Here is a 23,198-nt window from a genome sequence, read left to right on the forward strand (position 1 = left end):
GTTTGCCCGACATAGTAATCCGACATTGGGTCAATCAGCCCATATCCTCGTTACGGATAAAGGCGCGCCAGGAGCCGAGCACCTGGGCAAAATCTTCCAGCCCGCACATGGCCAGCTGTTCATCATCGTAGTAGGCGAGATCGTCAAGATCCTCACCCAGCTCGATATTGAGGGCGTTGGCTTTCACCTCCGCCTCTTCATGGGTCAGCAGCAGGGAGTAGTCACCGCCGTTGAGCCGGTATTCGACTCGGGTGCGGTTGGAGAGCTGATCAATGATGGAGAAGAGCTCGTCGAGCTTCTCCTCATCCTTGCCAACCTCGTCGATCAGCCACTGACCGATGGCTTCATGGCCCATGGAGAACCGGGCGCGATAGCCACCAAACGGGTCGCGGCGAAATTCATAATCCATAGCACAGTCCAGATCGGAGGGATGGGCCAGCACGGGCAGGCGGGTGCAAGCACGCAATTCCTGCTCCATGGCGGGGCACACATCGGGTAAAGTGGCCTATTCTAGCGATCCCCCTCTCGCTTGTCTTGATGATGTGGCATCTTTGCGCCCATGTGCCCTGAATCGCCTCGTGGTGACGTAGCCAGATCAGCCCCTTGTCCGGAGATGTTATGCAGCTAAACGATAACCTTGCCCGCCAGATCGTCGCGCGGGCGATGAAGATCCTCTCCTTTTCGGTCAACGTGATGGACGAACACGGCCTCATCATTGCGTCCGGCAATCCGGAGCGGATCCATCAGCGTCACGAAGGGGCCGTGCTGGCATTGACAGAAAACCGGGTGGTGGAGATCAGCGAAGCGACAGCCTTGCAGCTCAAAGGGGTGCGACCCGGCATCAATTTGCCCATCTCCTATCAGGGGGAGCTGATCGGGGTGATCGGCATCTCCGGCGATCCGGAGGAAGTGCGCGCTTACGCCGAACTGGTGCGGATGACCGCCGAGCTGATCCTGGAGCAGGCGGCGCTTACCGAGCAGTTGCAGTGGGACAAGCGCCACAAGGAGGAGTTGGTGTTGCAGCTCATTCGTGGTGAGGGGCGAGTCGATCAATTGCAGCAGGCGGCCCGTTTTCTCGGGCTGGACTTGGCCCAGCCCAGGGTGGTGGCCGTGCTTGCGCTGGAGGAGGCCGATCCGGCGCGTCTGCGAGAGCTGGTTCATCAGCTGGAAAATCCGGAGCGGGACAATCTGGTCGCCATCAACGGGCTCGACGAGATAGTGGTGCTCAAACCGGCACAATTGAGTGATGGCGTCTGGCAATCGGCGCAGGAGCGCAGCCGGATCAAGCAGTTGCTGGCGCGTATTCCTCACTTCAAGGTGCATATCGCGGTGGGCGATTACTTCGCCGGGATCGACGGGCTGGCGCGCTCTTACCAGACGGCGCGAGATACCCTGCGCCGTGGCATGCGGCAGGCGCCGCGCAAACAGGTCTACTTCTTTGAGGACTACCGTTTGCCAGTGCTGCTGGGCAGTCTGGCGGACTCCTGGCAGGCGGATCAGCTGCGCACACCGCTGCAGAAACTAGCCCGGGAAGATGGCAAGGGGGCGCTGCAGAAGACCCTGCGCCACTATTTCTTGCAGGATTGTGATCTGCATCGCTGTGCCGAAGCACTGTTCATTCACCCCAATACCTTGCGCTACCGGCTGGGGCGAATAGAGCAGATAACCGGGTTGAATTTCAACAAGTTAGACGACAAATTTTTGCTCTATCTCGGCCTTAATCTCGACTTGTGATTGTAATTTTAGACAGAAAACCACTTTTACATGACGTGATTTTTGGCTATTCAGCCAAAGCATTCTGATTGCAGATCTCCATAATGGCGGCCATTCACTCCCATTGAAGGTGTCCGTCATGATCCCGGTTACAGCCCTTGGCGCCATCGCGGCGCTCTCCATCGCCATCATCCTCATTTTGAAGAAGGTGCCGCCCGCTTACGGCATGATCGTGGGTGCCCTGGCCGGTGGCCTGATTGGCGGTGCCGATCTGACCCAGACCGTCGCCCTGATGATCGGCGGTGCCCAGGGGATCACCACTGCTGTGATGCGGATCCTGGCTGCCGGTGTGCTGGCAGGCGTACTGATCGAATCGGGTGCCGCCACCACTATCGCCGAGACCATCGTCAAGAAACTCGGTGAAACCCGCGCCCTGCTGGCGCTGGCGCTGGCAACCCTGATCCTGACTGCGGTCGGCGTGTTCGTTGACGTGGCCGTTATCACGGTCGCCCCCATCGCGCTGGCCATTGCCCGCCGTGCCGACCTCTCCAAGGCGGCCATCCTGCTGGCGATGATCGGCGGCGGCAAGGCGGGTAACGTCATGTCCCCCAACCCCAACGCCATTGCCGCGGCTGATGCCTTCCATTTACCCCTGACCTCTGTGATGGCGGCGGGCATCATTCCGGGCCTGTTCGGTCTGGTGATGGCCTACTGGCTGGCCAAGCGGCTGAACAACAAGGGCAGCAAGGTTGCTGCTGATGAAGTGGTGAGCTTTGCCGGTGCCAAGTTGCCGGGCTTTGCCGCCGCCATCAGCGCACCGCTGGTCGCCATCCTGCTGCTGGCTCTGCGGCCGGTCGCCGGTATTGTGGTGGATCCGCTGATTGCACTGCCCCTCGGTGGTCTGGTCGGTGCCCTGATGATGGGTAAATTCAGCAAGGTGAACCAGTTTGCTGTCTCCGGCCTCGCCCGCATGGCGCCGGTCGCCATCATGCTGCTGGGTACCGGTACCCTGGCAGGCATCATCGCCAACTCCGGCCTGAAAGATGTGCTGATCAGCGGCCTGACCGCCTCCGGTCTGCCCTCCTACCTGCTGGCGCCCATCTCCGGTGCCCTGATGTCGCTGGCAACCGCCTCGACCACCGCCGGTACCGTGGTGGCCTCCAACGTATTCAGCTCCACCCTGATTGAACTGGGGATCAGCAGTCTGGCCGGGGCGGCGATGATCCATGCCGGTGCCACCGTGTTTGACCACATGCCCCACGGCTCTTTTTTCCATGCCACCGGTGGCAGCGTCCACATGGGGGTAGGTGAGCGCCTGAAACTTATCCCTTACGAAACTGCAGTCGGTCTGACCATTGCCACTGTCTCCACCCTGATGTTTGGCGTGTTTGGCCTCGCCTAAGGAATTGATATGAAAATTGTTATTGCCCCCGATTCATTCAAGGAGAGTCTGAGCGCCATGGCGGTGGCTGATGCCATCGAGGCTGGTTTCAAACAGGTGTTGCCAAACGCTACCTACGTCAAATTGCCGATGGCCGATGGCGGTGAAGGTACGGTGCAATCGCTGGTTGATGCCACCGGTGGCCGCATCCTGCCGGTCGAAGTGACCGCGCCTCTTGGCAACAAGGTGCAGGGCTTCGTCGGCCTGCTGGGTGATGGCGAGCGCGCCGTCATCGAGATGGCCGCCGCTTCCGGCATCCATCTGGTCGCTCCCGAGCAGCGCAATCCGCTGCTCACCTCCAGCTTCGGCACCGGCGAGCTGATCCTGGCCGCGCTGGAGATGGGGGGGAAGCACCTTATCCTCGGTATCGGCGGCAGCGCCACCAATGACGGCGGTGCCGGCATGATCCAGGCGCTCGGCGGCAAGCTGCTCAAAGCGGATGGCTCTGCCATCGAGCTGGGTGGCGCAGGTCTTGCCGAACTCGCGACCATCGATCTGAGCGGTCTGGATCCGCGTCTGAGCGAGCTGGTTATCGAGGTGGCGTGCGATGTGAACAACCCGCTCTGCGGCCCGAAAGGCGCCTCTGCGGTGTTTGGCCCGCAGAAGGGGGCGACTCCAGAGATGGTGGCGCAACTCGATGCCAACCTCTCCCGTTATGCCGACTGCATTGAGCAGGCCCTTGGCAAGCAGGTGAAGGATATTCCGGGGGCGGGCGCTGCCGGTGGCATGGGGGCCGCGCTGGTCGGTCTTCTTGGTGCCGAACTCAAGCCTGGCATTAAGATCGTGATTGAAGCCCTGAAGCTGGCCGAGGAAGTGGCCGATGCGGATCTGGTTATCACCGGCGAAGGGCGCATCGACAGCCAGACCATCCATGGCAAGACGCCAATCGGTGTCGCACGTTGCGCCAAGCAGTTCGGCAAGCCGGTGATCGGTATCTCCGGTTGCCTGACCGACGATTGCGGTGTGGTACATGATCACGGGCTGGACGCGGTATTCGCCGTGGTCAACCGCGCCATGTCTCTGCCGGAGGCGCTGGAGAGCGCCAGCACCAATATTCAACTCACTGCGCGCAACGTAGCGGCGCTCTATCAGCTCAAGGGCTGATCCGGTTCGGCCGATGCGCCCCATCGGCCACTCAATATCCCCGTTTGGGGCATCTCCCATCCCGAGAGATGTCTGACTGCCCTGGCACTTATTTGCCGATCCATCGTGATCGGCTCTTTTCTTTCTGCTCCTTTGTCTTGCCACACTTTTGACTCCATGGGTAAGCGCGGTTTTGATAGGCGCAAATCTCCCTTTACGGCATAGTGGTCGTACCAAGTACAAGGAGAGACTCATGTTCCTGCTGACCCTGGGGGTTGCGCTGTTTACCCTGATCCATCTCTATCCCTGTTTTGCGGTGGCCCATCGGGCACGACTGAGAGAACGGCTGGGTGAGAATCGCTACAAGGGGCTCTTCTCCCTGCTGGTGTTTGTCGCCATAGCCTGCATCATCGCTGGTTGGCGGTCGGCCAGCTCGCTGCCGCTCTACTTCCTGCCGGAGTGGGGGCCGATGACCATGACGGTGATGATGCCCTTTGCGCTGATCCTGTTCTTCTCCGGCCAGGGGCCCAACCATCTGCGCCGCTGGCTGGTGCATCCCCAACTGCTCGGTACCCTGCTCTGGGCGGTGGCCCATCTGCTGGTCAACAGCGAGGCGCGCTCTCTGGTGTTGTTTGGCGGCATCGGGCTGTGGGCGCTGGTGAGCATGGTCTGGATTTCGGTGCGGGACTGGCAGCGATATCCCCGTCCGGCGGCTAACTGGACGGGCACCGGCATCAGCGTCGGGGCGGGCCTGGCTGCCACCGCGCTGCTGGTGTTCTGGGGCCACGGCTGGCTGACCGGCATTCCATTGCATTGAGAGTGAACTGCGGCTCTGGTAACCGCGTATGATGGACAAAACAAAAGGAGTCTTGGCGATGAAATGGTTCACTCTGTTGCTGTTATTGGGGGCCGGTGCGGCCTCTGCGGCGTGCCCAGATTATTTCAATGTGGAGATGCGGGAGCTCAACAATGCCCAGCGCCACAACCTCTGTCAGCTGACCGAGGACAAGGTAGTGCTGGTGGTCAATACCGCCTCCTATTGCGGCTACAGCGGCCAGTTCCGAGATCTGGAGAAGCTCTACCAGAGCTACAAGGATAAAGGGCTGATTATTCTGGGCTTCCCCTCCAACGACTTCTGGCAGGAGGCGGGCAACGAGACCAAGACCGCCGAGGTATGCCGCCGCGACTATGGCGTCACCTTCCCGATGTTCAATCGGGTAGCGGTGCGGGGCTCCGATGCTGTGCCACTGTTCAAGGGGTTGGCGGCGGCCGCTGATGGGGATGAGCCGAACTGGAACTTCCACAAGTATCTGGTGGGACGCGATGGCAAGCTGATCGCCAGCTACGGCGCCAACCAGAATCCGGCTGACGACCCCCTCAAACTGCAGATCACCCGGGCGCTGGGGCTCTGACCCTACCCCTTGGCGGGCGGCTCTGGAATAATGGGCTACCGCCACTCAATCCGGTTATCCTGTGCTGCAACGTCTTCCTCAAATGGTGATCTTCGATGCGCTGGTGCGCGAGCAGGGGATCTCTGCCGCCGCCCGTCGTCTCGGGGTCTCCAAATCCCATATCAGCAAGCAGCTGGCGCTGCTGGAGACCACCCTTGGCGCCCAGCTGGTGCAGCGCACCACCCGCCGCTTCGTCCTGACCGAGCTGGGTCAGGAGTATGCCCGTCACTGCCATGCGCTGGTGGCGGTGGCGCAGGAGGCTGACTCCATGATCGCCGAGCGGCGTGGCAAGGTGAGTGGCGTGCTCCATCTCGGGGTGGGCCAATCTTTTGGTCGTCTGCACGTCATTCCTCATCTCAAGGCGTTTCAGGATCGCTATCCCGAGCTGGAGCTGGAGGTCTCGCTGTTCGACCACAGAACCAATCTGGTGGATGAGGGGCTGGATCTCTGGCTCACCACCTATGAGGACAAGCCGGAAGGGCTGGTGGGACAGCGGCTGGCCGACATTGGCTTCGTGGTGGCGGCTTCGCCGGATTACCTGCTGAGCCACGGTACGCCGCTCCATCCCAAGGATCTGGCCCAGCACAACTGCATCACTTACCAGAGTCGGGAGCGGCGCTATCACCAGTGGTCGTTTCGCCAGGGCAAGGAGCGCCAGACGGTGCAGGTGGCGGGCAACTATCGGGTGGATATGGCGGAGGCGGTGCGGGATGCGGCACTGGCCGGGCTCGGCATCGCCTATATCGCCAACTACTTGCTGGACAAGGAGTTACAGAGCGGCAAGCTAATCCCGGTGTTGCCAGGATGGCGACCGAACCAGCAGATGGCGGTACACGCCGTTTATGCCAGGCGCGAACATCTGGATCCCAAGATCCGTCTCTTCATCGATTTCCTCAAGGCCAGATTTGGCCCCGAACCCTATTGGGAGCAGCGACTGGTCCCCTGGCTCGGGGGTAAATTGTCCGGCAGTGAGGAATGATTGTTTCCATATAAAAACTCTCGATTTCTCCTGATACTAAAACCGAACCAAATCAGCCAGTTGGCGCAACCGATATCGTGCAAACGTTTTTTCTAACAGGCTTGTAACCAAGCGGACTTGCAGTGACGGGGTGAGAGGCGCAGAATCCGCGCCCATCTTTTGCCCCACCTGATGGAGTCCCTATGATTGCCCTGCTCGGCATCCTGAGTATCCTGGCGCTTGCCGTCATCTGCTCTGATAATCGTCGTCGTATCCCATTGCGAACAGTTGGTCTTGCCCTCTGTCTGCAAGTCATGTTTGCCGGTCTGGTGCTCTGGCTGCCTGCCGGTCAGCACGTGCTGAACGGGGTCAGCGAGAGCGTAAGCAGCGTGATCGGTTATGGTCAGGAGGGGATCGCCTTCCTGTTCGGCGATCTGGCCAAGTTCAAGCTGGGCTTCATCTTTGCCTTCAACGTGTTGCCGGTCATCATCTTCTTCTCCGCGGTGATCGCCATCCTCTACCACATCGGCATCATGCCGCGGGTGATCGCCCTGCTGGGTGGTGGCTTGCAGAAATTGCTGGGCACCGGCCGTGCCGAGAGCCTCTCCGCGACCGCCAACATCTTCGTCGGCATGGTGGAAGCGCCGCTGGTGGTCAAACCCTACCTCTCCAAGATGTCCGATTCCCAGTTCTTCGCGGTGATGAGCTGTGGTCTCGCTTCCGTCGCCGGTGGCACCCTGGTGGGCTATGCCAGCCTCGGGGTTGAGTTGAAATACCTGATCGCTGCCGCCTTCATGTCGGCCCCTGCCGGTCTGGCGATGGCCAAAATCCTGGTGCCGCCGGGAGCTGAAGAGGTCGATCACCATCAGGATGTTGAGATCCCCAGTGCCACCAACGTGATTGAAGCGGCGGCCGATGGCGCCATGTCCGGCCTCAATATTGCGGTGGCGGTCGGTGCGACCCTGCTGGCCTTCGTTGGTGTGATCGCCATGCTCAATGGCCTGCTCGGCTGGGCTGGCGGTCTGGCAGGGCTGGATCTGAGCTTCCAGATCATTCTGGGCTGGCTGTTTGCCCCCGTCTCCTGGCTGATCGGTGTGCCCTGGGATCAGGCACAAGCCGCTGGCGCCCTGATCGGTACCAAGATCGTGGTCAACGAGTTCGTCGCCTTTATCGGCCTGGTGCAGGATCAGACCCTGAGCGAGTCGAGCAAGGCCATCGTGACCTTCGCCCTGTGCGGCTTTGCCAACATCTCCTCCATGGCGATCCTGATCGGCGGTCTGGGCTCCATGGTGCCGGAGCGCAAATCCTTCATCGCCCGTTACGGCATGCGCGCCATTCTCTCCGGCGTGCTGGCGAACCTGATGAGCGCCTGTCTGGCCGGTCTGTTCCTCGCCCTGTAACAGTCGCGGTACGGAATAGATGTAACAAGGGCGCCCTGATGGCGCCCTTGTCATATGGATAAAATGAAGCCCCGGCCTTGGTCGGGGCTTCTTGTTGCTGCTCAGTCGACGTAGAAGGTCTGCTGGAAGCTGAGGTTCTGTTGCTGCCCACCGCCCATGATCTTCAGGGTGAACTGATAGGTATCTTCGTTGCGGTAGGGGAGGGTCGCCAGATAGTAGATGGCATCGCCCTCTTTTACCTCCTGAAAGTTCAGGGTGCGGATGGTGCCGGTCAGGTTCTTGGCCTCACCGGTGATCCCCACGGCTTGCGCCACTTTCTGCTTGTCCTGTACCGCGATATTGATGATGGCGTTGTAGCGACTGCGCTCCAGTCCATACGCTTTGGCGACCTCCGGTGTGAGGAAGCTGGAGTTGAAGGCGTTGTAGTGTACCAGCCAGGGCCCCAGCTCCTTCATCTGTTCTGCCTTGAGCGGCAGGGTCATCAGCAGTGCCAGCAGGCCACTCATCCAGGCTGTTTTCATCTGTCATCCCTCTCATATCTACGGTTGGCGCAGGCCGATTCATTCAACCTTGCGTGTCATTCAGCAGTGCACTCACTTCTTGCGGCAACTGTTTGGGACTGTCGATGGCGACGGTTTTGTGCCGTCCAAGCTCGCCCCGCACTATGGTGATCTGTCCCTTGGCCACCTTGAACTGCTTGGCCAGAAACTTGATCAGATGGCTGTTGGCTTGGCCATCGACGGGCGGCGCCGTGATGGCCACTTTCAGCTCTTCGCCATGCAATCCGATGATCTGATCCCGACTCGCCTTGGGCTGGATCACCAGATGCAGTACCAGTTCATCCCCTTGTTGCAGGACGGCTGGCATCAAATCATCCACCACAGCTGGCCAAACAGGTCACCCAGCAGGTAGTTGATGGCTTGCAGGCCGATAAAGGCGACCAGCACCGAGAGATCCAGCCCGCCCAGTGCCGGCAGTACGCGGCGGATAGGGGCGAGGAATGGCTCGGTCAGCTGATGCATCACGTATTCGATGGGGTTGCGGCCCTGGCTGACCCAGCTCAGGATGGCGCGGATCAGCAGTACCCAGAAGATCATCGAGCCGGCTTTCTTCAGCACGGTCAGCGCGGCAAACAGGCTGATGCTGAGCCAGTCCGCCAGCAGTACGTTCATGCTCTTGAGCAGGGCCAGCTTGGCGAAGGCGATGGCCAGCGCCAGCACCACGGAAGCGAGATCGATGCCGCCCAAGCCCGGGATAACGCGGCGCAGCGGGATCACCAGCGGATTGGTCAGCTTGACCACCATCTGGCTCATCGGGTTGTAGAAGTCAGCGCGGGCCCACTGCAGCCAGACGCGCAGCAGGATCACCATCAGGTAGAGATCGAAAACGGTGTTAATCAGAAAGTAAGCAGTGTTCATCTGGGCTCCTGTTAGAAGAGGGTTTCCATTTCGGTGGCACGAGCAACGGCCGCCTGCATGGCTTGCGCAGTCAGCGGCATCAGCCCCTGCTGCTGGAATGTCTTGATGGCTTCGGCTGTGGTGCCGCCCTTGCTGGTGACCTGCTCACGCAGGGTTTGCAGCGACAGCTCAGGGTTCTGCTCCACCATGGCGGCTGCGCCCAGCGCGGTCTGCTGCACCAGCAGGCGTGCCTGATCGGGCGAGAAACCCATCGCTTCGGCCTCTTCGGCGATGGCCTGCATAAAGAGGAAGAAGTAGGCCGGAGCACTGCCCGCCGCGGCGATGACGCCGTTGATGCCAGACTCCTGCTCCACCCAGAGGGTCTTGCCGACCGCCTGCATCATCTGCTCGGCAAACGCGCGATCACTGGCTCCAATATGCTCGGGGGCGTAGAGGCCGGTCATGCCCAGACCCAGCAGGGCAGGGGTATTGGGCATGGTGCGGATGATGCGGTCGTGGCCACCGGCCATCTCGCCAAGGCGCGCCACCTTGATACCGGCCGCGATGGAGATGAGCAGCTTGCCTTCAAGGGAGCCCAGCTCTTCAACCAGTGCTGCCAGCATGCCGGCCATCAGCTGCGGCTTGACTGCCAGCACGATCACTTCGGCGTCGCGGGCCGCCTCGGCATTACTCTGGGTGATGCGAATGCCATGTTCGCTCGCCAGCGTCTCCAGCTTGGGCAGACTGGGGTTGGCGGCCGTGATCTGCCCGGCGGGATAACCCGCCTTGACCAGTCCGGCGATGATGCTGCGGCTCATGTTGCCCGCGCCTATAAAGGCCAGCGTTCTATGCTGCATCAGATGCTCCTGTAGCACATGGGGTCGCGGCGGGGTTGGCGCTGCCTGCACCACCTGACGCCAGAATTCGGTGTTCCATCAAACGCTCCTGTTGATGAAGTCGGGCAAGAGGCGGACGTATGGGTTATCCGCTGGCCTTGCCTATGAGTAGTCACGGGCGCCGAAGATGGCGGTGCCGACCCGCACCATGGTGCTGCCGTGGGCGATCGCCAGTTCAAGATCCTCGGTCATGCCCATCGAGAGGGTATCCACCGTGGGGTATTGTCGCGCAAGCTCGGTGAACAGAGTCTGCATGCGGGTCATTTGGGCGGCCAGTACGCGCTCGTCACTGGTGTGCTCTGGAATGGCCATCAGTCCCCGCAGCACCAGTCGCTCACTTTGAGAGACCTGCTCGGCAAGGCGGAAAATCTCTTGTTCCGACGTTCCGGATTTGCTGCTCTCTCCGCTAATATTGATTTGCAGACAAACATTTAGCGGTGCCATTGTAGTTGGGCGCTGGTTGTTGAGGCGGTCGATCAGCTTGTCCCGATCCACGCTCTGCACCCAGTCGAACCGTTCGGCGACCAGTTTGGATTTGTTCGATTGCAAAGGGCCGATAAAGTGCCACTCTATGTCGCTATATTCCGGCTGCTGGCGCAAGGTATCGATCTTGGCCGCTGCTTCCTGAGCGTAGGATTCGCCAAAGCAGCGCTGACCTGCGGCATGGGCGGCCATGATGGCCTCGACCGGCTTGGTCTTGCTCACGGCCAGCAGGCGGATCTGCTGCAGGTTGCGGCTAGCCCGTTCGGCGGCCTGGGCAATACGTTCCTTTACCTGAAACAGGTGCTGGGCAATCTGGTTCATATTTCGTTAGTGATCTTGTGATGGGAGAATGACAAGTCTATGGATATCACAGAGTTATTGGCTTTCAGTGTAAAGCATAAAGCCTCGGATCTACACCTCTCGGCCGGGGTTCCCCCGATGATCAGGGTTGATGGTGAGGTTCGCAAGATCAATTTGCCCGCCCTGGAACACCGGGAAGTGCATGCCCTCATTTACGACATCATGAACGACCATCAGCGCAAGGAGCTGGAGGAGAACTTCGAGGTCGATTTCTCGTTCGAGGTGCCCAATCTGGCCCGTTTCCGGGTCAACGCCTTCCAGCAGGCGCGCGGTTCGGGCGCGGTATTTCGTACCATCCCCAGCACTGTGCTGAGCCTCGAAGATCTCGATGCGCCGGAGATCTTCCGCAAGATTGCCGAGTTCCCGCGGGGTCTGGTGTTGGTGACCGGCCCGACCGGTTCCGGTAAGTCGACCACCCTGGCGGCCATGGTCAACTACATCAACGAGAACTTCCATCACCACATCCTCACCATCGAGGACCCCATCGAATTCGTCCACGAGAACAAGCGCTGCCTGGTGAACCAGCGGGAAGTACACCGTGATACCAAGAGCTTCAGCAACGCCCTGCGCTCGGCACTGCGGGAAGACCCGGACATCATTCTGGTGGGCGAGATGCGCGACCTTGAGACCATTCGTCTGGCCATGACTGCCGCCGAAACCGGCCACTTGGTGTTTGGCACTCTGCACACCTCGTCGGCGGCCAAGACCATCGACCGTATCATCGACGTCTTCCCTGGTGCGGAGAAGGACATGGTACGCTCCATGCTCTCCGAATCCCTGCGGGCGGTCATCTCCCAGACCCTGCTCAAGCGCATTGGTGGCGGTCGGGTGGCAGCGCACGAGATCATGATGGGCATTCCGGCGGTGCGTAACCTCATTCGGGAGGACAAGATTGCCCAGCTTTACTCGGTGATCCAGACCGGGATGACCCACGGCATGCAGACCATGGATCAGAGCCTCAAGCAGCTGGTGAGTCGTGGCGTGGTGGCATCCCTCGATGCCAAGGCCAAGGCCGTTGATCCCAACAGCATTTAAGCGACTTGTACCCAGGGAGGGATAAATGATGAATCTGGATGATCTGCTGAGCGAGCTGGTCGAGCGAAAGGGATCGGATCTGTTTGTGACGGTGGGCTCGCCGCCCACCCTCAAGGTAAATGGCCATCTGGTGTCGCTGGGGGGAGACGCGCTCGACAAGAAAGGGGCGCTGACGCTGGTCAGGGATACCCTCAGCAGCGATCACTTCGAGCGCTATGTCCGCACCAAGGAGGCCAACTACGCGATTTACCGCGAGGCGCTGGGTCGCTTTCGGGTCAGCGCCTTCTGGCAGCAGGAGCTGCCCGGTATGGTGATTCGTCGTATCGAGACCCGCATTCCCACCTTTGAAGATCTGCAGCTCCCCAGGATCCTGCAGGAGGTGGCGATGGCCAAGCGCGGGCTGGTGCTGTTTGTCGGTGCCACCGGGGCGGGTAAATCGACCACTCAGGCGGCGATGATCGGCTATCGCAACCAGCATGCCGATGGTCATATCCTGACGGTGGAAGACCCGGTGGAGTTCGTCCATCAGCATGGCCGTAGCCTGGTGACCCAGCGGGAGGTGGGGATCGACACCGAGTCGTTCGATGTAGCACTGAAAAGCTCGCTGCGTCAGGCACCGGACGTGATCCTGATCGGCGAGATCCGAAGTCAGGAGACCATGGAGTTTGCCCTTCAGTTCGCCGAGACTGGCCATCTCTGTCTCGCCACTTTGCATGCCAACAACGCCAACCAGGCGCTGGATCGCATCCTCCATCTGGTGCCGCAGGAGAAACATCGCCAGTTTCTGTTCGATCTCTCCTTCAACCTCAGAGCCATTGTCGCCCAGCAACTGGTGCCGAGTGTCGATGGTTTGCGGCGCAGTGCGGCATTCGAGATCCTGCTCAATACCCCGCTCATCACCGACATCATCCGCAAGGGAGAGATGCACCGTCTCAAGGAGGTGATGACCAAATCTGCCGAACTGGGCATGCAGACCTTCGATCAGGCGCTTTTCAGCCTGTTCTGCGCCGGCCAGATTGGCTACAGTGAGGCCCTCGCCCATGCCGACTCGGCCAACGACCTGCGGCTGCTGATCAAGCTCTCCGGTCGCGAGCAGCTGGGGTCCGGCACACTGGAAAATGTGACGCTGGATGAATGAAACATGGGGCCGATCCGCTGTTCGGCCCCTCGCCAGAAAGGAACGTTATGCTGATTGTGGTTTCCCCGGCCAAGACGCTGGATTACGAGTCACCGCTGGTGACCCCCCGTTTCACCCAACCCGAGCTGCTGGATCACTCCGCCGAACTGATTCGCCGGGCCCGCCAACTGAGCCCTGACCAGATCGCCACTCTGATGAAGATCAGCGACAAGCTGGCCGGTCTCAATGCCGCCCGTTTTGCCGAGTGGCAGCCAGATTTCACCCCCGCCAATGCCCGTCAGGCGCTGCTGGCTTTCAAGGGGGATGTCTACACCGGTTTGGCGGTGGAGGATTTTAGCGAGGCCGATTTTGACTTCGCTCAGGCACACCTGCGGATGCTCTCCGGCCTCTACGGCGTGCTTCGCCCCCTCGACCTGATGATGCCCTATCGACTGGAGATGGGGACCAGGCTCAACAATAGTCGCGGCAAGGATCTCTACCAGTTCTGGGGGGAGGTGATCACTCACCATCTCAATGACGCGCTGGCTGCGCAGGGGGATGAAGTGCTGATCAATCTGGCCTCCGACGAGTATTTCAAGTCGGTACGACCCAAGAGCCTGAAAGGGCGGATTGTCACACCGGTGTTCAAGGATGAGAAGAACGGCCAGTTCAAGATCATCAGCTTCTACGCCAAGAAGGCGCGCGGCATGATGGCTCGCCACATCATCAAGCACCGTCTGACCGAGGTGGAGCAGCTGACCGGTTTCAACGCCGAGGGCTACTACTTTGTGCCGGAAGAGTCGGACGCCAATACCCTGATGTTTAAACGCGCCGAAAATTAATTACAAAAAGAGGGAACCAATCTTTCGACCCGCGGGTCTGAATATTTGAATCCTCTGTTGTAAGCACTTTTTATTCGCCGACGTTTGATACGTCGGCTTTTTTATTGCCGTTTTTATTGTCCATCGATTGCCTTCGCCGGGACTATGTGGTTCAGATAGACTCAAGACAGGGAGCGAGTTGTCGTGAGGTGAATATGGAACAGAAAAATGCCATTCGGCAGGTTGCCGTCCCTTGGGCTCCGTCCCGCCAGCTCCCGCCCGGTCTGGTTGTGGCCGAGTTGCATCAGGATCTCTGGAGCGACTCCCTGACCATCATGCTGGGGCGGGCGCGCAGCATCGATCTACCCCCGCAAATCCTCTGCAGGGTCTATTTTCGCCATATTTATGCCCTGCGGGTCATCGAGGATTGCGATCTGGCTGAGGGGAAGGATAGCCACGCCATCGAAGAGCAGATCCAGCTCATCACTCCATCCCGTTTTGCCAGCTGGTTCCATCAGGAGTCGGACGGCCTGCATCTGGATGAAGATCTGCAGCACTATCGCATCTCCACTTGGGATTACTGCGCCGATGTGCTGACCTCTTCTGCGCCAGAGCTGCAGTTCCTGCCCCAGAGCGAGTAGCCAGCGATAACGCCAGAGGCCAAGGGGGATCCTTCGCCTCTTGTCTTTGTGGAGGTGCAGAGCGTGCGATGCTCAGGTCACTCAGTCAGAGGGTGGCCTGTTGTGTTGCCACAAAAAAAGCGCCTCAGAGGAGGCGCGGGGAAAAAGACAGATTGGAAGCGTCACATGGGTGCTACTTGAATCAGCGAATGAGCCGTGCCATTCAAGTATGGAGCCATCATGCCAAGCTCAATCTGAAGTAGTTCTGAGGCGATTCTTCATCTTCTGTTCATCTTGTCAGCAAGGCGTGGCCACTGATTGAAAGCCTTTTCATTCTGGTCGCGATATTGTCCCGTTCCTCTCCGGGGACGCTCATTGTCTCATGGGGCCAGCTCGAATGTTGTGCCTGCCTGTTCCAGTGCCAGCAACCAGCGCTTGATGGGAATGCCGCCAGCATAGCCGGTTAGATCGCCGCTGCGTCCGATCACCCGATGGCAGGGTACTATGATGCTCAGCGGATTGCGGCCATTGGCAGCGCCTACTGCTCGCACTGCCTTGGGATTGCCGATAGCCTGGGCAATCTCGAGATAGCTCACGGTCTCGCCATAGGGGATATCACACAAAGCGTTCCACACCGTTTGCTGGAACGGGGTGCCCTTCGGTGCCATGGGCAGATCGAACTGCTGCAATTTTCCGGCAAAATAGGCGGTGAACTGCTCGACGAAAGGAGCAAGAGCCAGGTCATCACGCTGCCACTCATTGGTCGGAGTTACCGGCTGCTCCCCCCGCACGAACTCCACATAGCGCAGACCATCCTGATCGATGGCGACCAGCAGGGGGCCGCGGGCGCTGTCGCAAAAACTGTATCTCATCGGCTGACATCCTTTGGGGGCTGGCTCAGTCCAGAACCGGTTTGCCGCGGGCGGATTTGATATCCCCCTTGCGCTTTTTGGCATCGACCCGTTTGCGCTGGGAGCTGCGGGTCGGCTTGGTGGCATGGCGAGCCTTGGGGCGCCAGGCTGCTTTCTTCAGCAACTCCACCAGACGGTTCATCGCCTCCTTGCGGTTCATGTCCTGGCTGCGATGGCTCTCGACCCGGATCAGGATAAAGCCATCGTGTACCCGGCTGTCGCTCAGCTTGTCGAGACCCTCCTTGTAGAGGGGCGTCAGGCTGGGAGAGTTGCGGTAATCGAAGCGCAGCCAGACGGCGGAGTCGGTCTTGTTGACGTGCTGTCCACCGTTGCCCTGTGCCCGCATGGTCTGAAATTGCAGCTCATGCCAGGGAATCGTGACGCTGTTGGAGATAACTAACATGCTGTTTTGCTCTTGTTTGGTGCATACCCGCTGACCGCTGCAGCATGGTGCCTCATTATGGGGCGTGCTGGCCGGTTATGGGGATGTGCCTGACGAATGGCGCAGGCATTAAACTCTATCTATATGAAATAAAACAATAAAAATACTTGGCATAAGAATTGAAACCCGATTCATGACACACCATGGATTGGGAGCAACCAGATGAAGCTGATTAGTGCGATTATCAAACCGTTCAAGTTGGACGATGTCCGCGAGGCTATTGCCAACCTGGGGGTGGAAGGGCTGACCGTGTCCGAGGTCAAGGGATTTGGCCGCCAGAAGGGACACACCGAATTATACCGGGGAGCCGAGTATCAGGTCGACTTCCTGCCCAAGGTGAAGCTGGAGATTGCTACCGCCGATGATAACGTGGAAGGGGTGATCGAGGCGATCTGCAAGGCGGCCTATACCGGCAAGATCGGCGACGGCAAGATCTTTGTCTATGACTTGCTGCAGGCGGTGCGCATCCGCACCGGCGAAAGTGACGACGAGGCGCTGTGATGAACCGCATCCGTGACGTACAGATCTGTTGACCTCCCGATCTCGGGGAATCCCGATGGAGTGAGCGCTTATTGAAGCCTGATCAACATAACGTTTTGCTCAGAAGAGGCCGAATGGGATTCCATCCGGCCCTTTTCAATTATGGGCGATTAAATATGTGATGTGGCGACGGCGAGCTTTCTTGATCCGCTTATAAGATGTATGCAGAATGCAAACGGAAATCGTTATCACTATGTATAGCTAATCAAGGAATGGATGATGAAAATGAAGATGTTGGCACTGGCTTTCTCTGCGTTGGCAGCTCAGTCGGCATTGGCGGCCGGGGAAGTGAATGTCTACTCCAACCGGCAGGATGAGCTGATCAAGCCCATCATCCAGCAGTTCGAGAAGGAATCTGGCATCAAGGTGAACGTGGTGTTCGCCAAAGAGGGATTGAACGAGCGTCTGGAGCGGGAAGGCAAGCTCTCTCCGGCCGACCTGATGCTGACCGTCGATATCAGCCGTCTGACCGATCTGGTGGACAAGGGGCTGGTGCAGCCGGTAGACAGCAAGATCCTGCAGGAGAACATCCCCGCCATCTATCGTGATCCGGAGAATCGCTGGTTCGCCCTGACCACCCGGGTTCGCGCCATCTACTCCAGCAAGGATCGCCTCGGCAAGCTCGAGACCATCAGCTACGAAGACTTGGCCAAGCCTGAATTCAAAGGAAAAATCTGCACCCGCAGCGGCAAGCATGAGTACAATGTGGCGCTGGTCTCCTCCATGATTGCCCATCACGGTATGGCCGAGACCAAAACCTGGCTGGAAGGGGTCAAGGCCAACCTGGCGCGCAAGCCGCAGGGCAACGACCGGGATCAGGTCAAGGCGATCAAGGATGGTATCTGTGACGTGTCACTCGGCAACAGCTACTATCTGGGCGCCATGTTGAAAGATCCGGCGCAGAAGTCCTGGGCGGATGCGGTCTATATCAACTTCCCGAACCAGGCTGACCGCGGTGCCCACGTCAACGTGAGCGGCGTGGCCATGACCAAGTATGCCAAGAACAAGGCCGAGGCCCAGAAGCTGATGGAGTTTCTGGCTGGCGACACCGCCCAGCACATGTATGCGGACGTGAACGCCGAATATCCGGTCAAGGCCGGAGTCGAGCCTTCCGCCATGGTCAAGTCCTGGGGCAGTTTCAAGTCTGACGCACTACCGGTCAGCGATTACGCCAAGCACCGCAAGGACGCCTTGCAGTTGCTGGATGAAGTGAAGTTCGATTTGTAATCAGATGGGGCCAACGGCCCCATCAACATCTGTGGTCTCATGAAAAATTTTGGATGGATGACCGGCAGCTGGGCCATCGCCCTGCTGCTGGGTTTACCGGTTATAGCCCTGCTTTTCTCTGCCTTCTCGGCTGAGGGGGAGCTGTTTCGCCACCTCGCCGATACCGTGCTGCTCGATTATCTCGGTAATACCCTGGGGCTGGTGGTCGGCGTAGTATTGCTAAGCCTGCTGTTTGGCGTACCCACCGCCTGGCTGGTGGCCATGTGTCAGGTGCCGGGGCGCCGTGCCCTGCAGTGGGCCTTGATGCTGCCAATGGCCATGCCCTCCTATATCGTCGCCTACGTCTATACCGACTTGCTCGACTACTCGGGCCCGCTACAGGCCGGGTTGCGAGCACTCTTTGGCTGGAACAGCCCTGCCGATTACTGGTTTCCTGCCATTCGCTCCCTTGGTGGCGCCGCCTGGGTGCTGGCGCTGGTGCTGTTCCCCTATGTCTATCTGCTGACCCGCGCCTCTTTTCTCGAGCAGTCAGTCAGCCTGATCCACTCCAGCCGCCTGCTCGGCTGCACCCCGTGGCAGAGCTTTCGTCGCCTCAGTCTGCCGCTGGCGCGCCCCGCCATCATGGTGGCGGTATCGCTGCTGGCCATGGAGACGCTGGCAGATTTTGCCACCGTCCACTTCTTTGCCATCAACACCCTGACCACGGCGGTCTACGACACCTGGCTCGGCTACGGTAGTCTGGCCACCGCGGCCAAACTCTCCTGCCTGATGCTGCTGGCTGTGGTGCTGCTGATCGCGCTGGAGCGCCGCTCGCGCAGTCGGCAGCAGGTGTTCCAGAAGTCCATGGGCCATGAGCAGCCGCTGCGCTATCCGCTCAAGGGGATTGGCCGTTGGTTGGCCGGTCTCTGGTGCTGGGGGCTGGTGCTTGCCGGTTTCGGCCTGCCGTTCGTCATCCTGCTCGATTACGGGGTGCGCTACTTCGAGTTGTCGTGGACACCGGAGTTTGTCCGCTTCGCCGGCAACAGCTTGGCTATCTCGGCGCTAACCGCCCTGCTGGCGATGGGCATCGCCCTGCTGCTCGGCTTCTTCCGCCGCCTCGATGGCGGTATAAAGAGTCTGTTGCCCCTGCGCATCGCCGCCATGGGTTACGCCATGCCGGGCACCGTGCTCGCCATCGGGGTGCTGGTGCCGCTCACCGCCCTCGACTTTGCCATCAACGATCTGGCCGAGTGGCTCGGGCGTCAGGGGCCGGGCTTGCTGCTGACCGGCACCATTACCGCCATCGTGTTCGGCTATTTGGTGCGCTTCGTGGCCATCGCCATCGGCTCGGTGGAGAGCAGCATGGGCAAGATCTCCCCCAGTCTCGACATGGCAGCCCGCTCCTTGGGGCAGGGGGATGGCGGCATGCTGCGGCGGGTCCATCTGCCGCTGGTGCGCCGAGGTCTGTTTGCCGGTGCCATGCTGGTATTCATCGAATCCATGAAGGAGCTGCCCGCCGCCCTGCTGCTGCGGCCGTTCAACTTCGATACTCTGGCGACCCACGTCTACCAATTCGTCTCGGACGAGATGCTGGAGCGCGGCGCGCTGGGGGCCATCGTCATCGTGCTGGTGGGGCTGTTGCCGCTGATCTGGGTCAACCGCAGTCTGGACAGTCCGGGCCACTGAGTCGCCACGTCGGCCAATGAAATTGCATGCGGTGCGCTGAACCAAAAGGCTGCGCGCCGCCAGAAACGAGAGGAAGTCAGCCTTGTCCTGTTTGCAGGTTGAAAATGTTAGCTGCCGTTACAACGGCCGCAATGTGCTGGAACAGCTCTCCCTGACGGTGGCAGACAACGAGATCGTCTGCCTGCTGGGAGCCAGTGGCTGCGGCAAAACCACGCTGCTCAAGGCCATCGCCGGGCTGCTGCCGCTGGCCGATGGCTCGATTCGCCTCGGCGATACCCTGCTCGACGGGCCGGGTGCCAGCGTGCCGCCCGAGGCGCGCAACATCGGCATGATCTTTCAGGATTACGCCCTCTTCCCCCACCTGACGGTGGCCGACAACGTCGGTTTCGGTCTGACCAAATTCGATCGCCGCGCCCGCCAGCAGCAGGTTGACGAGGCGTTGGCGCTGGTCAATCTGCAGGGGCTGGGGGATCGTTATCCGCACCAGCTCTCCGGCGGCCAGCAGCAGCGGGTGGCCATCGCCCGGGCGCTGGTGTGCAAGCCACGGCTGATGCTGCTGGATGAGCCCTTCTCCAACATCGATACCCAGGTGCGGATGAAGTTGATCCTCGAGATCCGCGCCCTGCTCAAGCAGCAGGGGATCGGCGCTATCTTCGTCAGCCACAGCAAGGAAGAGGCGTTCGCCTTCGCCGATCGGCTGGCGCTGTTTCGCGCTGGTCACATCGAACAGGTGGGCCAGCCGGAGCAGCTCTATCGCCGTCCGCAAAACCGCTTCGTGGCGGAGTTTCTCGGTGGGGTCAACTATCTGGCTGCCGAGGTGGTGGACAGCCACTGCGTGCAGACGGCGCTCGGGGTCATTTGTGGCAGTGAGCCTCATGGCCGGGCGGTGGGTGAGCAGTTGCAGCTGATGCTCCGCCCCCAGCAACTGCTGCTGGAGAGCGCCGCAGATGGCGAGCTTAAGGTGGTGGAGCAGCAGTTCCTCGGTCACCACTGCCGGGTGCTGTTCGAGTGTGGCGATCTGCAACTGGAGGCGAGCATTGGCGAGCCCCTTGATGGGATGCGGGCACGGATCAAGGTTGCCCCCCATGGGTTGGTGTTATTTGCCCCTTTGCCCTGAACGCGTGATATCGTCGTGAAATCAAAGAACTGGATCCACTCTGGTTTATAATCGCGCAACGCAAATAGCCCGTAACGCTAACGCCTATTCAGGGGAGAGATATATGAAAGCCCAAGCCGGGATCTGCGCAGAGCCGAATCTGCACGCCCTCTATCTGATGTTCAATCGTACCGGCGATGCCGCCGAACTGGTCGGCCGTCTGGCCAAACTGCCCGTCCTGTGGCAGGCGGTCGCCGCCGATTTCCCTGATGCCGGTTTCAGCGGTCTGGTTGCTGTTGGCGCCGACGCTTGGGATGGTCTCTACCCTGCCGCCCGTCCACCCCAGTTCCGCAGCTTTATGGCGCAATCCGCCAATGGTCAGGAAGCGCCCAACACCCCGTTTGATCTCTTTATCCAGCTGCGCGCCGATCGGGTGGATGTGCTGCACCACGCAGGTCACCGTGTGATGGCACTGCTGGCCGGACTGGTCGAGCTGGCCGAAGAGGTGCGCGGTTTCCGCAACCTGGATTGCCGTGACCTGACCGGTTTCGTCGATGGCACCGAGAACCCGCAGGATGAGCACCGTGCCGAAGTGGCGCTGGTGGCGGAAGGCGAGTTTGCCGGTGGCTCCTACATTCATGTCCAGCGCTGGGTCCATGCCATGAGCGACTGGGAGAAGCTGGCGCAAAAAGAGCAGGAAGACATTATCGGTCGCACCAAGCCCGATAACATCGAGTATGAGTCTGCCGCCAAACCGCTGACCGCCCACATCAAGCGGGTCAATCTCAAGACTCCGAAGGGAGAGTCCATGGAGATCCTGCGCCAGAGCATGCCCTGGGGCACCATGACCGAGCAGGGGCTCTACTTCATCTCCTGCTGCCGCACTCCTCAGCACTTCAACGCCATGCTGGCCAGCATGTACAAGGGGGAGGGCAGCCACTTCGACCACCTGCTGCGCTTTACCAAGGCGGTGACCGGCGCGGCTTTCTTCGCCCCATCGGAAGGTTTTTTGATGGCGCAGGGCAAATAAGCCCGCCTGACGAAGACTCAGAAAACAAAAATCCCGGCCTTGGCCGGGATTTTTCGTTCTGGCGTGACCGCTATGACGCGGTAGCGGCCATTACGGAGTCTGTTCGAACAGCTCGAGGGCGGAGAGGTAGAGCTCTTCGATATCGGTGTCGCTGGTCGGGGTGATGAAGATGGTGTCATCACCGGCGATGGTGCCGAGGATCCCCTCTGCCTTGCCGAGGGAGTCGAGCAGGCGGGCGATCAGCTGGGCTGCACCCGGGCTGGTGTGGATCACCACCAGTGCGCCGTTGTGATCGACGTCCAGTACCAGATTCTTGAGCGGGCTGGAGGTGGTGGGCACGCCCAGTTCCACCGGCAGGCAGTAGACCATCTCCATCTTGGCGTTGCGAGTGCGAACGGCGCCGAAGCGGCTCAGCATGCGCGATACCTTGGACTGGTTGATGTTCTCGAAGCCCAGCTCTTGCAGGGCGGTGACGATTTCTGCCTGGGAGCCAAAGCGCTCTTCTTTCAGCAAGGCTTTAAAGGCCTTGGCCAGTTTTTCTTGCTTGTCGTTGTGTTTCATCTTGGTCTCACGAATGAGGAGGTGTGGCGGCCTGCGCGATACAGGCGGCAGATACGAACAGCGGGGCCATTTTGCATTCATATGCCGTTTTTTGCAAGGAAGCGGCGCTTGTTCTGCATATTGATTCAAAAATGGCTTGCATCAACCTTTATTAGGGATAGAATCGGGATGAAATTTTGAAAACTTATTCAATTGGGCTGTATGGGTATTGAATTAATAGGTATCGAGAAGTCTTGGCACAAGGTGCCGGTTCTGCAACAGGTCAGCTTTCGGACATCCCCCGGTGAAACCTTGGTGTTGCTGGGCCCGAGCGGTGCTGGCAAGAGTTCCCTGCTACGGATGATGAATCTGCTGGATACCCCGGATGCGGGTGTTCTGCGGATTGGCGAAAGTGAATTTTCTTTCCCGAACTCCCTCTCTGCTGCCGAATTCAACCGCCAGTCCCAACTGCTGCGCCGCAAGGTGGGCATGGTGTTCCAGCAGTACAATCTCTGGCCACATCTCACTGTGATGGAGAATCTGATTGAAGCGCCGGTCAAGGTGCTCGGCATGAGCAAGGAGGCCGCCATCGAGAAGGGGGCCTACCTGCTGGCCCAGCTGCAACTGGCCGACAAGCGCGATGCCTGGCCTGCCCGTCTCTCTGGCGGTCAGCAGCAGCGGGTGGCCATTGCCCGTACCCTGATGATGGACCCGGAAGTGCTGCTGTTTGACGAGCCGACTGCAGCCCTCGATCCCGAGATCACCAAGGAGGTGGCCGAGATCATCCGCAACCTGAGCCAGACCGGCATTACCCAGGTGGTGGTGACCCACGAGGTCGACTTTGCCCGCAAGGTGGCCAGTCAGGTGATCTATCTGGAGAAGGGGCGGATCATCGAATCCGGCACCGCCGCCATTTTCCAATCCCCGCAAACCAGCCGGTTTGCCGAATTCTTGATGCATTGATATTGAATC

The 23,198-nt window shown here is 59.8% G+C and carries 26 protein-coding genes; 17 read left to right on the forward strand and 9 right to left on the reverse strand.

Features of this window, described 5'->3' with window-relative positions; all coding sequences use genetic code 11:
• Positions 1–34: 34 nt before the first annotated feature.
• Complete coding sequence (locus tag G5287_RS09170) at positions 35–409, reverse strand: YacL family protein (RefSeq protein ID WP_031227767.1); 375 nt, start codon at positions 407–409, stop codon at positions 35–37.
• 209 nt (positions 410–618) lie between these two features.
• On the opposite strand from G5287_RS09170, the gene G5287_RS09175 reads away from it, so the two are divergent.
• The 7 genes from G5287_RS09175 to G5287_RS09205 all read left to right on the forward strand — a co-directional run bounded on the left by G5287_RS09175 (position 619) and on the right by G5287_RS09205 (position 8,046).
• Entirely contained in the window at positions 619–1,734 is a 1,116-nt protein-coding gene (locus tag G5287_RS09175) for a sugar diacid recognition domain-containing protein (protein WP_127006978.1), read from the forward strand.
• A 118-nt stretch (positions 1,735–1,852) separates the two neighbouring features.
• Entirely contained in the window at positions 1,853–3,115 is a 1,263-nt protein-coding gene (locus tag G5287_RS09180; protein ID WP_005340326.1) for a GntP family permease, read from the forward strand.
• Between the two features lie 9 nt (positions 3,116–3,124).
• Complete coding sequence (locus G5287_RS09185) at positions 3,125–4,258, forward strand: glycerate kinase (RefSeq protein ID WP_421231197.1); 1,134 nt, start codon at positions 3,125–3,127, stop codon at positions 4,256–4,258.
• A 232-nt stretch (positions 4,259–4,490) separates the two neighbouring features.
• The gene (locus G5287_RS09190; RefSeq protein WP_042084306.1) at positions 4,491–5,054 is read left to right on the forward strand and encodes an NnrU family protein; all 564 of its coding nucleotides are present in this window, start codon (positions 4,491–4,493) and stop codon (positions 5,052–5,054) included.
• A gap of 58 nt (positions 5,055–5,112) precedes the next feature.
• Positions 5,113–5,649, forward strand: coding sequence for a glutathione peroxidase (locus G5287_RS09195; protein WP_227341895.1), 537 nt, complete (start codon positions 5,113–5,115; stop codon positions 5,647–5,649).
• An 82-nt stretch (positions 5,650–5,731) separates the two neighbouring features.
• Positions 5,732–6,667, forward strand: coding sequence for a LysR family transcriptional regulator (locus G5287_RS09200; RefSeq protein ID WP_042053315.1), 936 nt, complete (start codon positions 5,732–5,734; stop codon positions 6,665–6,667).
• Positions 6,668–6,849: 182 nt separating this feature from the next.
• The gene (locus G5287_RS09205) at positions 6,850–8,046 is read left to right on the forward strand and encodes a NupC/NupG family nucleoside CNT transporter (protein ID WP_421231198.1); all 1,197 of its coding nucleotides are present in this window, start codon (positions 6,850–6,852) and stop codon (positions 8,044–8,046) included.
• Positions 8,047–8,147: 101 nt separating this feature from the next.
• Here G5287_RS09205 and G5287_RS09210 read toward each other — a convergent pair whose 3' ends face one another.
• From G5287_RS09210 to G5287_RS09230, 5 genes are all read right to left on the reverse strand, one after another.
• Entirely contained in the window at positions 8,148–8,567 is a 420-nt protein-coding gene (locus G5287_RS09210; RefSeq protein WP_005340339.1) for a DUF4426 domain-containing protein, read from the reverse strand.
• Between the two features lie 43 nt (positions 8,568–8,610).
• A complete protein-coding gene (yggU, locus tag G5287_RS09215) occupies positions 8,611–8,913 on the reverse strand; it encodes a DUF167 family protein YggU (RefSeq protein ID WP_005340341.1) in 303 nt (100 codons plus the stop codon).
• The gene (locus G5287_RS09220; protein WP_047436998.1) at positions 8,913–9,464 is read right to left on the reverse strand and encodes a YggT family protein; all 552 of its coding nucleotides are present in this window, start codon (positions 9,462–9,464) and stop codon (positions 8,913–8,915) included. Before G5287_RS09220 ends, yggU begins: the two co-directional genes overlap by 1 nt.
• Before the next feature lie 11 nt (positions 9,465–9,475).
• Positions 9,476–10,300: a pyrroline-5-carboxylate reductase gene (proC, locus tag G5287_RS09225; RefSeq protein ID WP_201990756.1), complete on the reverse strand. Its 825-nt coding sequence runs from the start codon at positions 10,298–10,300 to the stop codon at positions 9,476–9,478.
• A 141-nt stretch (positions 10,301–10,441) separates the two neighbouring features.
• Positions 10,442–11,143 carry a YggS family pyridoxal phosphate-dependent enzyme gene (locus G5287_RS09230; protein ID WP_100654584.1) on the reverse strand — a complete coding sequence of 234 codons (702 nt, stop codon included), beginning with the start codon at positions 11,141–11,143 and terminating at the stop codon, positions 10,442–10,444.
• A gap of 39 nt (positions 11,144–11,182) precedes the next feature.
• On the opposite strand from G5287_RS09230, the gene tapT reads away from it, so the two are divergent.
• The 4 genes from tapT (at position 11,183) to G5287_RS09250 (ending at position 14,796) form a co-directional block, all read left to right on the forward strand.
• Positions 11,183–12,217, forward strand: coding sequence for a type IVa pilus ATPase TapT (gene tapT / locus G5287_RS09235; RefSeq protein WP_005340354.1), 1,035 nt, complete (start codon positions 11,183–11,185; stop codon positions 12,215–12,217).
• Positions 12,218–12,245: 28 nt separating this feature from the next.
• Positions 12,246–13,355, forward strand: a complete 1,110-nt coding sequence (gene tapU / locus G5287_RS09240; RefSeq protein ID WP_227342977.1) for a type IVa pilus ATPase TapU — start codon at positions 12,246–12,248, stop codon at positions 13,353–13,355.
• Positions 13,356–13,402: 47 nt separating this feature from the next.
• Positions 13,403–14,176 carry a peroxide stress protein YaaA gene (yaaA, locus tag G5287_RS09245; RefSeq protein WP_201937767.1) on the forward strand — a complete coding sequence of 258 codons (774 nt, stop codon included), beginning with the start codon at positions 13,403–13,405 and terminating at the stop codon, positions 14,174–14,176.
• Between the two features lie 194 nt (positions 14,177–14,370).
• Positions 14,371–14,796: a hypothetical protein gene (locus tag G5287_RS09250; RefSeq protein ID WP_005340360.1), complete on the forward strand. Its 426-nt coding sequence runs from the start codon at positions 14,371–14,373 to the stop codon at positions 14,794–14,796.
• Positions 14,797–15,155: 359 nt separating this feature from the next.
• Here the strand turns inward: G5287_RS09250 and G5287_RS09255 are convergent, their stop codons facing one another.
• Both G5287_RS09255 and arfB read right to left on the reverse strand, forming a co-directional pair.
• Positions 15,156–15,647 carry a methylated-DNA--[protein]-cysteine S-methyltransferase gene (locus G5287_RS09255; RefSeq protein ID WP_227341897.1) on the reverse strand — a complete coding sequence of 164 codons (492 nt, stop codon included), beginning with the start codon at positions 15,645–15,647 and terminating at the stop codon, positions 15,156–15,158.
• A 25-nt stretch (positions 15,648–15,672) separates the two neighbouring features.
• Positions 15,673–16,089, reverse strand: a complete 417-nt coding sequence (arfB, locus tag G5287_RS09260; protein ID WP_139430011.1) for an alternative ribosome rescue aminoacyl-tRNA hydrolase ArfB — start codon at positions 16,087–16,089, stop codon at positions 15,673–15,675.
• A gap of 201 nt (positions 16,090–16,290) precedes the next feature.
• Here arfB and glnK point away from each other — a divergent pair, with 201 nt between their 5' ends.
• From glnK to G5287_RS09285, 5 genes are all read left to right on the forward strand, one after another.
• Positions 16,291–16,629 (forward strand): P-II family nitrogen regulator, encoded by a 339-nt coding sequence (glnK, locus tag G5287_RS09265; protein WP_005341406.1) that lies wholly within the window; start codon positions 16,291–16,293, stop codon positions 16,627–16,629.
• A 258-nt stretch (positions 16,630–16,887) separates the two neighbouring features.
• Positions 16,888–17,895, forward strand: coding sequence for a Fe(3+) ABC transporter substrate-binding protein (locus G5287_RS09270; protein WP_021230948.1), 1,008 nt, complete (start codon positions 16,888–16,890; stop codon positions 17,893–17,895).
• Positions 17,896–17,934: 39 nt separating this feature from the next.
• Positions 17,935–19,560: an ABC transporter permease gene (locus tag G5287_RS09275; RefSeq protein ID WP_421172264.1), complete on the forward strand. Its 1,626-nt coding sequence runs from the start codon at positions 17,935–17,937 to the stop codon at positions 19,558–19,560.
• A gap of 82 nt (positions 19,561–19,642) precedes the next feature.
• Complete coding sequence (locus G5287_RS09280) at positions 19,643–20,677, forward strand: ABC transporter ATP-binding protein (RefSeq protein ID WP_337073205.1); 1,035 nt, start codon at positions 19,643–19,645, stop codon at positions 20,675–20,677.
• Between the two features lie 103 nt (positions 20,678–20,780).
• Positions 20,781–21,686, forward strand: a complete 906-nt coding sequence (locus G5287_RS09285) for a Dyp-type peroxidase (protein ID WP_421231199.1) — start codon at positions 20,781–20,783, stop codon at positions 21,684–21,686.
• Positions 21,687–21,776: 90 nt separating this feature from the next.
• Here the strand turns inward: G5287_RS09285 and argR are convergent, their stop codons facing one another.
• Complete coding sequence (gene argR / locus G5287_RS09290; protein ID WP_005340378.1) at positions 21,777–22,247, reverse strand: transcriptional regulator ArgR; 471 nt, start codon at positions 22,245–22,247, stop codon at positions 21,777–21,779.
• A gap of 201 nt (positions 22,248–22,448) precedes the next feature.
• Between argR and G5287_RS09295 the strand changes: the two genes are divergently transcribed.
• A complete protein-coding gene (locus tag G5287_RS09295) occupies positions 22,449–23,189 on the forward strand; it encodes an ATP-binding cassette domain-containing protein (RefSeq protein ID WP_005357971.1) in 741 nt (246 codons plus the stop codon).
• Positions 23,190–23,198: the final 9 nt, after the last annotated feature.

This window comes from Aeromonas sp. 603079 (assembly GCF_049172135.1).
In the GTDB taxonomy this organism is placed as follows: Bacteria; Pseudomonadota; Gammaproteobacteria; order Enterobacterales; family Aeromonadaceae; genus Aeromonas; species Aeromonas veronii.